Genomic DNA, 14,814 nt, shown 5'->3' with positions numbered 1-14,814 from the left:
ACAAAGCTTTTCTAATCACGAGGTGAGGGTCTTGACCAAAGTAAACACCGTGCTGGGAACCATCCCGGCTGAAGAACTGGAAATCGTGGCGGTCCACGAACACATCGGCTACGGCATGCCCGGCTCCGAACTGGACACCAAGTGGTGGAAGTCGCCGGAGCAGGCCTACGAGGAAACCGTGCCGAAGCTGCGGAAGTTCCGCGAGTACGGCGGCGGCACCTTCGTGGACGCCACCGGCATCTGCAACGGCCGCGACATCGACTACTACCGGTCCCTGTCCCGCAAGACCGGCGTCCACATTGTGGCCTGCACCGGCTTCGTGGGCGGCGACACCGCCCTGCCGCACTTCTCGCGGGCCTCGGTTGACTACCTGGCGAAGGTGTTCATCCACGAGATCACCGTGGGCATCGGCGACACCGGCGCCAAGGCCGGCGTGATCAAGGTCGGCGTCAGCCGCGGCGGCAAGATGACCGAACTGGACAAGCGCATCTACCGTGCAGCGGCCCGCGCCGCCGTCATCACCGGCGTGCCGATCCTGACCCACCTGGCCATCGACCCCGAGCCGGCCGTGAACATCTTCAACGAGGAGGGTCTGCCGCTGGACCGGGTGCTCTTCGGCCATGCCGACGACGGCCTGAACGCGCCGATCACCCCGCACGACTGGATCTACGAGCAGGGCGGCCGCATCGGCTTCGACACCTTCGGCTACGACCTAGAGCTGCCCGACCCGCCGTTCTGGGGCCGCAAGCGCGCCGAGCGGATGGAGCACTTCGTCAACCTGGTGAACAAGGGCTACGCGGACAAGCTGCTGGTCTCGGCCGACGCCAACTGCAGCCCGCTGGGCTGGCCGGGCGTGAAGGGCCACACCATCAACTACATCTTCGAGGACATGCTGCCCGACATGCGCGCCGCCGGCATCGACGACGCCACCATCAAGCTCCTGCTGGAAGACAACCCGGCGGACTTCCTGTCCATCAAGGCCTAAGCACCGACCATTGATCCGCACCCCGCCGCGCCACAGACGACGACTGCGGGGCTCACCATCCATCCCCCGAGGTCGCCCCCGCGGCGTCCAGTGAAGGAACACAAAAACCATGAAGACTTCCGAGATCCAGAACCTGAAGGTTGCCGTCGTCGGTGGCGGCTACGCCGGCGCTTCCGCCGCCCTGGCCCTGCTCCAGCTGGGCGCCGACGTCCACGTCTACGAGCAGGCCCCCGAGCTGGGCGAGGTAGGTGCCGGCATCGGCCTGCGCCCGCCCACAGTCGAGGTGCTGCGCAAGTGGGGCGTGTTCGAGGAGTTCGCCAAGGTCTCCGCCCCGTCCGAGGCCATCGAGGTCTACCAGTCCAACGGCGAGCTGATCGCCCGCGACCCGTGGCCGGGCATCAACGAATACGCCCAGACCAACCACTGCCGGATGGTCCACCGCGGCGACGTCATCGAGACCCTGCTGCGCCTGCTGCCCGCCGAGCGCGTGCACATCGGCCACAAGATGATCACCGTCACGGACAACGGCGACTCCGCCACCGTGAAGTTTGAGAACGGCGTGGAGGTCACCGCCGACCTGGTGCTGGGCGCCGACGGCATCCGCTCCAGCGTCCGCAACCAGATCTTCGGCGGAGTGCAGCCGGTGTTCTCCCACACCATCGCCATGCGCGCCGTGATCTCCGCCGACGACGCCTACGGCCTGGTGGAGAACGACAACTTCCGCGTCTACGTGGGCCTGAACGGCACCACCGTGTACTTCCTGCCGCTGCGCCACCGCAACCAGGTGTCCTTCGACATCACCGCCCCGAGCGACGACACCGCCTGGGCGCCGGAGGTGACGCACGAGTACATCGGCCAGCTGCTGGAAGGCTTCGACGAGCGACTGCAGAAGATCGGCCAGGAACTGGACATCGCTGCGATGACCAACCGTGGCGTCTACGACATCGAGAAGCAGCCGAACTGGCACACCAACAGCGTGGCGTTGGTGGGCGACGCCGCGCACGCCATGCTGCACCACCAGGGCCAGGGCGCCAACTCCGCCATGCAGGACGCCGCCTGGCTGGCCGACGCCATCAAGGACGGCGCCGACCTGCAGGACGCGCTGCGCACCTACCAGGCCAAGCGCAAGCCGATCACCGACGTGCTGCAGGATATCTCCCGCAAGCCGTTCGACATTGGTGATTCCTTCCCGGAGACCACGTCCTTCGAGAAGGGAGCTGGTGTCGAGTGACCATCCACCCCGAGATCGGCAAGCTCCTCGCCACGCTGCCGCCGTTCGACCACGGCACGCGGCCGGACCCCGCGGGCAAGCGCGCGGGCGACCTGCAGTTCGTCGCCCCGCTGGAGGACCGGCTGCCGCTCCACGCGGTCGAGGACACCGTGGCGGTCACCGCGGCGGGCGACGTTCCGGTGCGGATCTACACCCCGGCCGAAGCCGATTCCTACGGCCTGCTGGTCTACTTCCACGGCGGCGCGTTCTTCTCCGGCAGCCTGGAGACGCACGACCACGTGGCGCGCGCGCTGGCGAAGGAGAGCGGTTACAAGGTCATCTCCGTCGGCTTCCAGCTGGCGCCGGAGGTACCCTTCCCCACCGGCCTGCAGGAGTGCTACGCCGTGGTCCGCTGGGCCGCCGAGCAGGGCGAAAGCCTGGCCTGGGACGGCAACCGTCTGGCGCTGACCGGCGACAGCTCCGGGGCCAACTTCGTGGCTGCGGTGACGGCGGCGGCGCATGACGACGGCTTCGACCGGATCACGCACCAGGTGCTGTACTACCCGTCCGTGGACCTGGACTTCGACGAGGACCGGTACGCCTCCCTGCGCGAGAACGCCACCGGCTACGGTCTGGAAACTCCGGGCCTGAAACCGTGGAACTCCTTCTATATCGAGAGCGGCGCGGATCCGGCCGATCCGCTGGTCTCTCCGATCAAGCGCGAGGACCTCTCCGGCTTGCCGAAGGCCCTGGTCATCACCGCCGAGTACGACCCGCTGCGCGACGAGGGCGAACTCTACGGCCAGCGCCTGAAGGACGCCGGCGTGGACACCACGGTGAGCCGCTACGCCGGAGCCAACCACGGCTTCGTCCAGAACTTCTTCTGGATCCCGGAGTTCTACCGGGCCTTCCGGGAGACAGCGGAGTTCCTGAACCAGGGCTGACCCCTCCTCAGGACTCCTCCGGCACACAAAGCGGCGGCACGCGTCTTCGGACGGTGCCGCCGCTTTGTGCCCGGGCACTCCATCTGCACATGCCCGCCCAAGGGCCATCACAGGAACGATTGCTATGCCAACAATCAACATCAAGGACTTCATCAGCGAGGCCGGCTTCAGCCGGTTCCACGCGGGCATGTTGTTCTGGGCTTGCTTCATCATCACCTTCGACATGTACGACCTCGTGGTCTACGGCTCCGTCCTTCCGGTCCTCATGCAGGAATGGTCGCTGGGACCGGTCGAGGCGGGAGCCATCGGCAGCTACGGGCTGGTCGGCATGATGGTGGGCGCCATCCTGTTCGGCATCCTGGCCGATCGGTTCGGCCGCAAGCGGATGCTCATCATCAGCATCGTCCTCTTCAGCGCCGCCACGGCCCTCTGCGCCGCCGCTCCCGGGCCGGTGGTCTTCTCGGTTCTCCGCGGACTGGCTGGCTTGGGAATCGGTGGCATCCTGCCCAGCGTCATCGCTATGCTGACCGACTACGCGCCGAAGAACCGGGCCAACACCCTGGTGGCCGTGGTCATGTGCTTCTTCTCGGTCGGCGGCATCCTTGCCGCCTTCGTGGCCATGATCCTGCTGCCGGCCTTCGGCTGGCAGAGCGTCTATCTGGTGGCGGTGCTGCCGCTGCTGTTCCTGCCGTTCATGGTCAAGCACTTCGCCGACTCCCCTGCCACCATGCTGGAGGAGAAGCGGTTCGACGCCCTGCGGTCCGTGCTGGCCAAGGTGAACGGCGCGGCGGACATCCCCTCCGGCGCTCAGTTCACCGGGATCCAGGAGAAGGAAGCCGGCAGCAGCCCGGTCGGCGCCCTGTTCACGAACCGCCGTGCGCTCGGCACGCTGATGATCTGGGTGGCCTTCTTCATGTGCCTGCTCATGATCAACGGCCTGACCATCTGGCTGCCCAAACTCATGGTGGAAGCCGGCTACCCGCTGGGCTCCAGCCTGACCTTCATGATCGTGCTCAACGTGGGCGCGATCATCGGCACGCTGGTCTTGGGCAAGCTGTCCGACAAGTGGGGCGTAAAGCGGGTGCTGGTTCCCATGTTCGTGATCTCCGCGGTCTCGCTGACGCTGCTGGGCTTCGGCAACAACATGGCGATTCTGCTGGTGCTGGTCGCCATTACCGGCGCCACCACCATGGGAGCGCAGAACATTTCCTACGCTTTCGTGTCCCAGTACTACCCGTCGTTCATGCGCTCCACCGCCATCGGCCTGGCTTCGGGCGTCGGCCGGATGGGCGCCATTGTCGGCCCGACGTTCGGCGGCATCCTGCTCACGCTCAGCCTCCCGGTGCAGATGAACTTCCTGTTCTTCGCCATCCCGGGCGTCATCGCGGCGCTGGCTTTCTTGTTCGTCCCGCTGGCCGCCAAGAAGCGCCAAGATGCGGCCAGCACCGAAGCTGCACCGGAGGAAGCTCAGGCCTCCGCTTCCTGATCAGACTGAGCACGACGGCGGTGCCGCCTTTTCGCATCCCGCACCAAAGCGGCGCGCACTCAGCGAAGGGTGCGCGCCGCCGTCGTAATGATCTGGGAGGCGGGGGGCGCGGGTGCCCGCCTATCAAGCCGTCAGCGGGTCGCTTCAAACTCCTGGCGGTAGCCGTGCAGGGTGGTGAAGAACGGGGAGGGTTCCAGCGCCGGGTTCCCGGTGTAGCCGATCGCTTCCGCGACCGGCTGGAACGGCGAGTACGGGGAATCGGTGGCCTGCAGCCCGTGCTGCAGGCATTCCTGCGCGGCCCCGGCGATGCGGGACTCGAGGTCGATGCTGAACTGCAGGGCTTCCCGGGCACGCTCGGCGTCGAGGCCGATCTCGTAGGGAACCCCGTTCGCATCGCGGTACGGATGGCCCAGGAACAGGCGGTTGGGCCGGACCTCGTCGCGCAGGTATTCCAGGCTCTTGCGGTAGGCGGCCGGCTCCTCGTAGCCGGGGAAGCCGTTGGCGGCACCGTGGGCCTGCACCGCGTCGCCGACGAAGACGTCGTTCTGCCCGTCGATGACGTAGGCCACGGAGCCGGCGGTGTGGCCGGGAATGTGGTGCACGGAGACCGTCACGCCGCCGCCGAGGTCCAGCTTCTCGCCGCCCTTGACCAGCAGAGTGGGCTCCATCTCGCCGGAGATCACCTTGTCGGCCGCCTGCGTCTGCTCCTCGATGGCGTTCGGGTTGTCCAGATACTGCTGGCGCACCTGGACGTAGTTGTCCACGTGCGCGCGCCGGGAGCGCAGCAGCGGCGCGTCGCCCTGGTGGATCACCACCTGGGCCTTACGTCCGGTGAGTTCCCACAGGGCCTGGGCCCCACCGAGGTGGTCAATGTGGCCGTGGGTCAGCAGGATCCAGCGCACGTCCTCGATCCGGCGGCCCAACTTCTCCAGCTCAGGGATCATCCCCTCCACAGGCGAGGAGGCGATGCCGGTATCCACAATGGCCGGCTCCGGGGCGTCGATGAAGAAGCTGTAGAGGCCAAACCGGCCCCACGGCGACACCAGCGGATGGACTTTCACGTCGTGCGTCATCTTGCTCTCCTCAACTCCTGAACCTGCTGCGCGGCCTTCAACCATTGTGCGGCCTAGCGCATGTGGCCTTGCCCACAGCCACTTTATTATAATAATATGACTGGAGCGAATGCCCGCCTGCAACGGTTCGGGGCACTCGGCCGCTGACAAGGAGTTGCACACATGACTGATTTCACGACGTGGAATGCCGGTGGGGAAAAGATCGCCATCCGCAAGGACCTCCGGGTCCCAATGCGCGACGGCGTTGAGCTCGCCGCGGACGCCTACCAGGGCATCGACGAGAAGCCGCGGCCGGCGCTGGTGGCCCTGAGCCCCTACGGTAAGGAGTTGCAGGCGCTGGCGCTGACCACCCCGCCGCAGCGCCGCCCCAGCCCGATGTGGGACGGCTGCATCGAGGCCGGCGACATTGCCCGGATCGTCAAGGAGGACTACGTCCACGTCATCGGCGACCTGCGCGGTTCCGGCGACTCCGGCGGCGAGCACATCGGCAACTACAACGCCGGCGGCGTCTCGCTGGGCCAGGATGCCTACGACTTCATCGAGTGGGTCGCCGAGCAGCCCTGGTGCGACGGCAACGTCGGCATGGTGGGCATCTCCTACTTCGGCTCCATGCAGGTGCTGGCAGCGGCCGAACGCCCGCCGCACCTGAAGGCGATCTTCGTCTCCGGCGGCCACTACGACTTCTACGAGACCACCTACCACGGCGGCGTCATGTGGTTCATGCCGCGCGCCGCCCGCGAAGGCCGCGGCGGCGACTCCGGCTGGGCCTTCACCGACGGCGTCAAGTCCCGGATGATCGAGAAGTACTCCCCCGAGGAGCTGAAGAAGCTCGTCGCCCAGCGCCTGCAGGACCCGGACGTGGCCGCCTGGCCCAACCTGGTGCACGTGCTGAACTACCCCAAGAACCACGAGGCCTGGTTCGACATCGTGATGAACGAGCTCGACGGCGAGTGGTACGAAGAGCGCAACCCGATCACGCTGGCCCCGAACATCGACATCCCGGTCTGGCTGCAACTGGACCAGGGCCGCGGCTGGACGCTGGACGGCACCATCGAGCTCTACAACGCACTCAAGGGCCCCAAGAAGCTGGACATCGGCCCCTACCCGCCCATGCAGTCGCGCCCCTTCATCGAAGAGCACGACAAGATGTTCCGCTGGTACGACTACTGGATCAAGGGCATCGACAACGGCGTGATGGACGAGCCCGCCGTGAGCGTCTTTGTCGAGGGCTCCCGCGAGGTCGTGACGGCCGATTCGTGGCCGCCGAAGGAGATCGAGTACAAGTCCCTGTACCTGCGCCCGCGGCACAAGCTCTCCACCGAGCCGGAGCTGATGGGCGCCGAGTACGCAGCGCCGGACGGTTTCTACCAGGCCCCGCTGACGGTGACGGACAAGGTCCAGATCATCAACTGGAGCACCGACACCTTCGAAGAGTCCACGGAGATGATCGGCACCGGTGCCGCGCACATCTTCGCCGAGATCGACCAGCCGGACACCAACTTCATCCTGCGCCTCTGGGACTACGCACCCAACGGCAAGCGCCAGCTGATCACCAGCGGCTACCTCAAGGCCTCGCACCGCGAGCTCGACGAACAGCGCACCACCGAGGGCAACCCGTACCACCCGCACACCGGCTCCGTGCCGGTGGAACCGGGCCAGATCGAGGAGTACGTCGTGCGCCTCTACCCGTTCGCCAACACCTTCAAGCCTGGCCACAAGCTGGTGGTGGAGCTGTCCAACGCCGAGCCGCTGGCCGACGAGCACAACGCACTGCTCCCGCCGGACGCCTTCCATTTGCCGGTGGGCCGCCCGGTCATGCACAAGATCTACCGCGACGCCGAACACCAGTCCCGGCTGGTGCTGCCCTTCACCACGCGCTAACCTCACGGGGACAACGACGGCGGTGCTCGCCTAAGCGAGCGCCGCCGTCGCCCGTTTCTGCGCACCTCGGCAAGCACCGCCGTCGTGGTGGTCAGTCCGCCCCAGGACAGGAAGGTGCTAGCTGGGCAGCGCAGGATTTTCCCGCAGCCAGGTCTTGAAGGCGCCGCCCGCCTGGCGGATACGCCCGCCACGGCTCGAATGATGTCCAACCTCGCGTAAGCATCATTAAGTTTCACTTCTCCCCGCAGCCGCCCGCATTCGGCCCGGAAGAGCCCCGGGAACAGGCCCCGGCTCCGAACTGGCCTCCAGCGAATAACTTAACGTTGCTTAACTTCTTTAGCTACTCTGTAATGGTCATCACGTGACGAAGGCGACAGAGAGAGGAGGCATCGTGGATTCTGCAATCGTTGAAGTGTCGGTGCGTCCTCACCGGGTGTCAGCAGCCGAGGTGGCCCGCGCCTGCGGCGTCTCTTCGGCAACCGTCAGCTACGTCATGAACGGCAAGGGCGGCGTTTCCCAAGAAACACGGCGGCACATCATCAAGGTCGCCAATGAGCTGGGTTTCCGCCCCAGTGGCCACGCCAAGAAGCAGGGCGAGGACCCTCACCTGAACAGGGTGGTCGGGCTGATTCTGCCCAACATCGTCAACCACATGTACACGGGCTGGGCGGAAGGCATCATCTCCGCCACCGCCCGCGAGGGGTTCGAAGTGTTCGTCGCTACCACCCGCGATGATCCGGACACCTTGGCCCAGGTGGCTGCCACGCTGGCCGCCCGCAACGTGGACGGCGTCATCATCGCCGCGACATTGCGCGAAGACTCACGCGCGCTGCGCACTTTCCGGCAGCGCCGGATTCCCTACATCTATCTGTCCCGCAGGTCGGACCACTTGCCGGGCGACTTCGTCGGCATCGACGATTTCGCGGCGGCCTCCCAGTTAATGCAGCACATGCTGGACCACGGCTACCAGGAGATCGCCACCGTCATTGGCCCGCGGTTCTCCACCGCCTCGCTGGCGCGCGAGCAGGCCTTCGTCGCCGCTGCGGCGGAGCGCGGGGTGGTGATTACCGGCGAGCGCAAGATCAGCACGCGCCTCAACCGCGACGGCGGCCGGGTCGCTGCCGAAAAGCTGCTGGCATCGCCGAATCCGCCCCGCGCCATCGTCTGCGGCTCGGACGAGATCGCCATCGGTGTCATGGAGCATGCGCTCGAGCTCGGCCTGCGCATTCCGGAGGATCTGGCGGTGGCCGGCAGCGACGGCCTCCCGCACAGCAGGTCCGCCCTGATCGGGCTGACCACCATCGTGCAGCCGGTGCAGGAGATGGCGGAGAAGTCGTTCGAGCTGCTGCTGGCCCAGATCACCCAGCCCGGCAACGCCTTCACCCACACGTTCTGTAAGCACCATCTTCATATCGGGCGCACCTGCGGCTGCATTCCGGCCGGTTCGCCCAAACCTGAACCCTAGTCACCCACACACCACACCGGCCGTCGTCCGGTGATCCCTCCATGCCCTCCAACAGGAAAGACTCTGCTATGTCCATTACGTCGCAGGCTACGGCGAAGAGGCCGCCAGCCGTCATCAACAAGCTCATTTTCCGGCGCATCATGCCGCTGCTGATCGCCGCCTACGTGATGGCGTTCCTGGACCGCACCAACATTGGTATGGCCAAGGACCGTCTGGAAATCGACCTCGGCATCTCGGCCACGGCCTACGGCATCGGCGCCGGCCTGTTCTTCCTGACCTACGCGCTGTCCGAGATCCCCTCCAACCTGATCATGCACAAGGTCGGCGCCCGCTTCTGGATCATGCGGATCATGATCACGTGGGGCCTGATCTCCGCAGCCATGGCCTTCGTCCAGGGCGAATGGTCCTTCTACATCCTCCGCATGCTGCTGGGCGTGGCCGAAGCCGGACTCTTCCCGGGCGTGATCTATTTCCTGACCCAGTGGTTCGTGGCCAATGACCGCGCCAAGGCCAACGGCATGTTCCTGCTCGGCGTCGCCATCGCCAACATCGTGGGCGCGCCGCTCGGCGGCCTGCTGCTGACCATGGACGGAGTCGGCGGACTGCACGGCTGGCAGTGGATGTTCATCATCGAGGGCCTGCCGGCCTGTGCCCTGGCGTTCGTGGTCTGGAAGTTCCTGCCCAACAAGCCCACCGAGGCCAAGTTCCTGAGCCGCGCCGAGGCGGAAGACCTTGAGGCCCGCATCGCCGCCGAGGAAGAAGCCGGAGCCCATGCGGCCGGAAACTCCAAGCTGCGGCATGTGCTGAAGGACAAGCAGATCCTGCTGGTCGTCGCCATCTACTTCACCCACCAGATTGCCGTCTACGCCCTGAGCTTCTTCCTGCCGTCGATCATCGGCACCTACGGCGAACTGAACCCCATCCAGATCGGCCTGCTCACCTCCATCCCGTGGATCTTCTCCGCCGCCGGCGCCCTGCTGTTGCCGCGTCTGGCCACCAACGCCACGCGGTCTCGGCTGATCGCCACCTGCACCATGGTGGGCATCGTCGCCGGCTTCACCCTCGGCGCCGTCGGCGGACCCGTCTTGGGCCTGATTGGCTTCTGCCTGGCCGCGTTCAATTTCTTCGCCCTGCAACCGATCCTGTTCACCTACCCCGCCACCCGGCTCTCGGGTGCGGCGCTGGCCGGCGGCATCGCGTTCGTCAACACGGTGGGACTGTTCGGCGGATTCCTTGGCCCGTACGTTATGGGCTTTATGGAAGAAGCCACCGGCAACAAACTGTCCGGCCTCTGGTTCATCGTCGGCATGTGCCTCATCGGCGCACTGCTGACCCGCCTGCTCAAGCGCGGCGCCGAGGACCCGTCGACGGCTACCGTCAGCAGCCACTGATCCCAGGGGAGCGTACGACGGCGGTGCCGCACCGCCGTCGTACCGTTCCCTCTGACACTTCCCCACCTGCACTACCCAAAGGAGCACCCCATGGAATTCACCGGACGCAAGGTGCTGGTCACCGCCGGCGCTGCCGGCATCGGCCGGGCCATCGCCACCCGCTTCCGCGACCTCGGCGCGGAGGTCATGGTCACCGACATCAACCCGGAGGCGGTGGACGCCGCCAAGCAGGACGGCTTCGCTGTGGCCCTCAGCGACGTGTCCGACGAGGCACAGGTCCAGTCGCTGATGGAGGAGGTCCGCACCCAGCTGGGCGGGCTTGACGTATTGGTCAACAATGCGGGCATCGCCGGGCCCACCGGCCCCATCGAGACCTTGGACTCGGACGCCTGGCGGACCACTTTCGACGTCAATGTCCACGGCCAGTTCTTCTGCATCAAGCACGCGCTGCCACTGCTGCGCGAGGCGAAGGACGCCGCCATCGTCAACCTCTCGTCCGCCGCCGGCCGGCTGGGCATGGCCGGCCGCAGCCCCTACTCGGCGTCCAAGTGGGCCGTGGTGGGCCTGACCAAGACGCTCGCCATCGAGCTGGGCCCCGAAGGCATCCGTGCCAACGCCATCTGCCCCGGCGCGGTCAACGGTCCGCGCATCGACGCCGTGATCGAGGCCAAGGCCGCCATGCTGGGCCGCCCGCTGGAGGAAGTCTCCGACCTGTACCTCAAGCAGTCCTCGCTGGAGCGGCTGGTGGAGGCCGAGGACATCGCCAACATGGCGGCCTTCCTGGCCAGCGACCTGGCTCGCAATGTCAACGGCCAGGCGATGGCCGTGGACGGCAACACCGAAAAGCTCTACTGATTTACCGGCACCACCAAAGGAACAACATCATGGCCAGCAAGCGCAAAGTCATCATCACCTCCGCTGTTACCGGCGCGATCCACACCCCCAGCATGTCCCCGCATCTGCCGGTCACCCAGGATGAGATCGCCGACGCGGCCATTGGCGCCGCCAACGCCGGCGCCGCGATCGTGCACATGCACGCCCGCGACCCGAAGGACGGCCGCCCGTCCCAGGATCCGGCGCACTTCGAGCCCATCCTGGCCAAGCTGAAGGCCAATACCGATGCGGTCATCAACATCACCACCGGCGGTTCGCCGCACATGACCGTTGAGGAGCGCATGCGGCCGGTCGCGGCATTCAAGCCGGAACTGGCGTCGCTGAACATGGGCTCGATGAACTTTGGCCTCTACCCCATGCTGGACCGCTTCCAGGAGTTCGAGCACGAGTGGGAGCGCGAAGGGCTGGAGAAGTCCCGCGACCTGGTCTTCAAGAACACGTTCCAGGACATCGAGACCATCCTGAACATCGGCAACGGCAACGGCACCCGGTTCGAGTTCGAGTGCTACGACATCTCGCACCTGAACAACCTGGCCCACTTCCACGGCCGCGGTCTGGCCCGCGGGCCGCTGTTCGTCCAGTCCGTCTTCGGCCTGCTGGGCGGCATCGGCGCCCACCCGGAGGACCTGATGCACATGCGCCGCACGGCGGACCGGCTGCTGGGCGATGCCTACGAGTGGTCCATCCTCGGTGCCGGCAAGAACCAGATGCCGCTGGCCACCATCGGCGCGGCCATGGGCTCGCACGTCCGCGTGGGGCTGGAGGACTCGCTCTGGATCGGTCCCGGCCAGCTCGCCGCGTCCAACGCCGAGCAGGTCAGCCGGATTCGCACCATCGTCGAAGCCCTCAACTTCGAGGTCGCCACCCCCGATGAGGCCCGCGAGATGCTGGACCTCAAGGGCCGCGAGAACGTCGGGTTCTGAGCCATCAAATGAAGATCCTCATCGCGCCCGACAGCTTTAAGGGCACCTACACCGCCGCCGAGGTGGCCGCCCACATTGCCGCCGGTGTCCGGGAAGCCGGCGGCACCGCCGTCGAACTTCCCGTGGCCGACGGCGGTGAAGGCACCTACGAAATCCTGCGGGACGCCACGGCGGCAGCCCTCGTAGAGGCGGACAGTGTGGGGCCATGGCGGGATCCGCACCGCGCGTCCTACGCGCTGAGCACCGACGGGACGGCCGTGATCGGACTGGCCGCGGCCAGCGGAATCACGCTGCCCTGCTCCGGCGAGCGCGACCCGCTGGCCGCCGACACCTACGGGACCGGACTGCTCATGGTCGACGCGGTGCGGCGCGGGGCGTCGACCATCCTGGTGGCGGCCGGTGGGAGCGCGACGACGGACGGCGGCACCGGTGCGATCGCCGCGATCGAGGAGCACGGCGGGCTCCGGGGCGCCCGGGTGCGGGTGCTCACCGATGTCACCACGGTCTTTGAGGATGCCGCAGTGGTGTTCGGGCCACAGAAGGGTGCCGGCCCACAGCAGGTATCCGCGCTGACCGAACGGCTGCACCGCCAGGCCGCCGCCCTCCCCCGGGATCCCCGCGGTATTCCGCGGTCCGGGGCAGCCGGCGGTTTCAGCGGCGGCATGTGGGCGCAATACAAGGCCGACCTGCTGCCGGGCGCGGAGTACATCCTCGACGCGGTCGGCTTTGACCGGCTCGCGGCTGAGTCCGACGCGATTGTGGTGGGCGAAGGGCGGTTGGATTCGCAGACCGGGCAGGGCAAGATCATCTCCGCCATCCTGACCCGCAACCCCGGCAAGCCGGTGCACGCCGTGGTCGGCTCAGTCAGCCCCGATCTGGGCGGCTATTCAGAGAACTTCGCCAGCATTACGGTTGCTTCGGATGCCGACGCCATGCGCGCGGTCGGCGGTCGCTTGGCGCAGGAGCTCTGCGTCAGCCGGGGCTGAGGACGCAGAACTCGTTCCCTTCGGAATCGGCGAGGCACACCCACGGCACCTCGCCCTGGCCGAGGTCGGACTCGGTAGCGCCCAGCGCGCGCAGCCGGGCCACCTCGGCCGCCTGGTCGTCCCCGGGATACGGCTTCAGGTCCAGGTGCACCCGGCCGCACGCCGCGGCATCCGGTGTACGGAGGAATTCCAGATACGGTCCCACACCCTCGGCCGAGCGCAGCCGCGCATGCTCGTCGGTCACTTCGTGCAGGGTCCAGTCCATCGCCTCGCCCCAAAACCGGGCCATCGCTTGCCGATCCTCGCAGTTGACCACCACCGCGGCGATCGGCCCGGTGTCCCGGTACATCGGCCGGGGCTCCAGCACACAGAACAAGTTGCCCTCCGGGTCGGCCATCACCGTCCACGGTACGTCACCTTGGCCGACGTCCGCGGGCGTCGCACCGAGCTCCTGTAGGCGTGTGACTAGCTCCGCCTGATGCGCCTCGGACGTGGTGGCGAGATCGAGGTGTGCGCGGTAGCGCACGGTCTCCGCATCCGGGACCTTGACCACGTCCACGCAGACCGCGGACGGGTCCGGCCAGTCGAACCCCACGGGCTCAACATTGGTCACCCCTGGCCCCTCGCTGGAAACACCCCAGCCGAGCGCCTCCGCCCAAAACCTGCCGAGGGCCGAGTCGTCCTCCGCCTTGAAATTCACCTGAACCAGTCGCAGCGCCATACCGCCCGACCCTATACCGAAGAAAACCTGATCGGGAGGATTCTTGGGGCGTTCGGGGCGCTTGGCCGCTGGATTTCCGGCGCCTGGCTAAAACCGTGCGATAGCGGTGCCGACGGTGGTCGAAGGAGGCGCGCCAGCGCCGAGCAGAGACCGGTCGACCACCGCGCGGTCGGTGCCGCCCAGGGGCCGGTCGGTCACCGGGGCCGGCGAGCGCAGCCTCGACGTCCTTGGGCAGAATCATCCCGTCAGCGCCGGGGCCGGAGAGGTCCCGATAATCGAGCGTGCGGCAGTGCGCGCGTGGGCCACCGGGTTGCTGGGTTCGCCGCGGAGCAGGCTGCCGAGCACTCCGTTGTAGAGCAGCAGCAGGACCGCGGCAACCGTTGACGGGTCCGGGCAGCCAGCCTCCTTCGCCAGTCTTGCCAGCCGCTCGGTGATCATCTGCGTGTCCTGACGGATCAGCTCGAACACCGGATCTTCTTGGCCGGCTGCTGGCGCGGGGCGCTCCGACGCAGTGGCCAGGAAGCTGCACCACTGGGTGGGATTGGCCGCGGCGCGGAACGTTTCGACGGCGTCGAAAACCGCCAGTAGCCGATCCTCTGGGGTGCTGGCGCGGGCGATCGCTTCGTCCCAGTGCTGGGTCCAGTTGTCCAGCCGCCGGGCAAGCACTTCGCGCAGCAGGTTGTCCTTGGAACCGAAGTGTTTGTAGAGCGTCACGATCGCCACTCCGGCCGTTGCCGCCACCCGGTCCACGCCGGTCACGCTGATGCCTTGCTGGAAGAACAACTCCTCGGCCGCATTCAGGATGCGGTCGCGGGTATTCAAAGGGGCAGCCATGAGGCTAGTATAACGCTCGTT

The 14,814-nt window shown here is 66.8% G+C and carries 13 protein-coding genes; 10 read left to right on the top strand and 3 right to left on the bottom strand.

Annotated elements, in window-relative coordinates; all coding sequences use genetic code 11:
- The first annotated feature begins 22 nt into the window (after positions 1-22).
- The 4 genes from ACWF5H_RS11720 (at position 23) to ACWF5H_RS11705 (ending at position 4,625) form a co-directional block, all read left to right on the top strand.
- The gene (locus tag ACWF5H_RS11720) at positions 23-985 is read left to right on the top strand and encodes a phosphotriesterase family protein (RefSeq protein ID WP_452037008.1); all 963 of its coding nucleotides are present in this window, start codon (positions 23-25) and stop codon (positions 983-985) included.
- A 109-nt stretch (positions 986-1,094) separates the two neighbouring features.
- A complete protein-coding gene (locus ACWF5H_RS11715) occupies positions 1,095-2,216 on the top strand; it encodes an FAD-dependent oxidoreductase (protein WP_452037006.1) in 1,122 nt (373 codons plus the stop codon).
- Positions 2,213-3,139 carry an alpha/beta hydrolase gene (locus ACWF5H_RS11710; protein WP_452037005.1) on the top strand — a complete coding sequence of 309 codons (927 nt, stop codon included), beginning with the start codon at positions 2,213-2,215 and terminating at the stop codon, positions 3,137-3,139. The genes ACWF5H_RS11715 and ACWF5H_RS11710 overlap by 4 nt, the downstream gene beginning before the upstream one ends.
- Before the next feature lie 124 nt (positions 3,140-3,263).
- A complete protein-coding gene (locus ACWF5H_RS11705) occupies positions 3,264-4,625 on the top strand; it encodes an MFS transporter (protein ID WP_452037003.1) in 1,362 nt (453 codons plus the stop codon).
- A 131-nt stretch (positions 4,626-4,756) separates the two neighbouring features.
- Here ACWF5H_RS11705 and ACWF5H_RS11700 read toward each other — a convergent pair whose 3' ends face one another.
- Positions 4,757-5,698: an MBL fold metallo-hydrolase gene (locus ACWF5H_RS11700; RefSeq protein ID WP_452037001.1), complete on the bottom strand. Its 942-nt coding sequence runs from the start codon at positions 5,696-5,698 to the stop codon at positions 4,757-4,759.
- A gap of 162 nt (positions 5,699-5,860) precedes the next feature.
- Between ACWF5H_RS11700 and ACWF5H_RS11695 the strand changes: the two genes are divergently transcribed.
- The 6 genes from ACWF5H_RS11695 (at position 5,861) to ACWF5H_RS11670 (ending at position 13,238) form a co-directional block, all read left to right on the top strand.
- A complete protein-coding gene (locus ACWF5H_RS11695; RefSeq protein WP_452036999.1) occupies positions 5,861-7,579 on the top strand; it encodes a CocE/NonD family hydrolase in 1,719 nt (572 codons plus the stop codon).
- Positions 7,580-7,970: 391 nt separating this feature from the next.
- Positions 7,971-9,044, top strand: a complete 1,074-nt coding sequence (locus tag ACWF5H_RS11690; protein ID WP_452036998.1) for a LacI family DNA-binding transcriptional regulator — start codon at positions 7,971-7,973, stop codon at positions 9,042-9,044.
- Positions 9,045-9,112: 68 nt separating this feature from the next.
- Positions 9,113-10,435 (top strand): MFS transporter, encoded by a 1,323-nt coding sequence (locus ACWF5H_RS11685; protein ID WP_452036997.1) that lies wholly within the window; start codon positions 9,113-9,115, stop codon positions 10,433-10,435.
- A 90-nt stretch (positions 10,436-10,525) separates the two neighbouring features.
- Positions 10,526-11,290, top strand: coding sequence for an SDR family oxidoreductase (locus tag ACWF5H_RS11680; protein WP_452036996.1), 765 nt, complete (start codon positions 10,526-10,528; stop codon positions 11,288-11,290).
- 29 nt (positions 11,291-11,319) lie between these two features.
- Complete coding sequence (locus tag ACWF5H_RS11675; protein WP_414960256.1) at positions 11,320-12,252, top strand: BKACE family enzyme; 933 nt, start codon at positions 11,320-11,322, stop codon at positions 12,250-12,252.
- An 8-nt stretch (positions 12,253-12,260) separates the two neighbouring features.
- Positions 12,261-13,238 carry a glycerate kinase family protein gene (locus ACWF5H_RS11670; RefSeq protein WP_452036994.1) on the top strand — a complete coding sequence of 326 codons (978 nt, stop codon included), beginning with the start codon at positions 12,261-12,263 and terminating at the stop codon, positions 13,236-13,238.
- Here the strand turns inward: ACWF5H_RS11670 and ACWF5H_RS11665 are convergent.
- Both ACWF5H_RS11665 and ACWF5H_RS11660 read right to left on the bottom strand, forming a co-directional pair.
- Positions 13,225-13,959: a VOC family protein gene (locus ACWF5H_RS11665; protein ID WP_452036993.1), complete on the bottom strand. Its 735-nt coding sequence runs from the start codon at positions 13,957-13,959 to the stop codon at positions 13,225-13,227. The two genes, ACWF5H_RS11670 and ACWF5H_RS11665, sit on opposite strands and share 14 nt — an antisense overlap.
- Before the next feature lie 237 nt (positions 13,960-14,196).
- A complete protein-coding gene (locus ACWF5H_RS11660; protein ID WP_452036991.1) occupies positions 14,197-14,793 on the bottom strand; it encodes a TetR/AcrR family transcriptional regulator in 597 nt (198 codons plus the stop codon).
- Positions 14,794-14,814: the final 21 nt, after the last annotated feature.

The sequence above is a fragment of the Arthrobacter sp. NPDC055138 genome (assembly GCF_053607305.1).
Note: the sequence above shows the minus strand (reverse complement) of the source record. Positions and strands in the feature narration are given on the sequence as shown.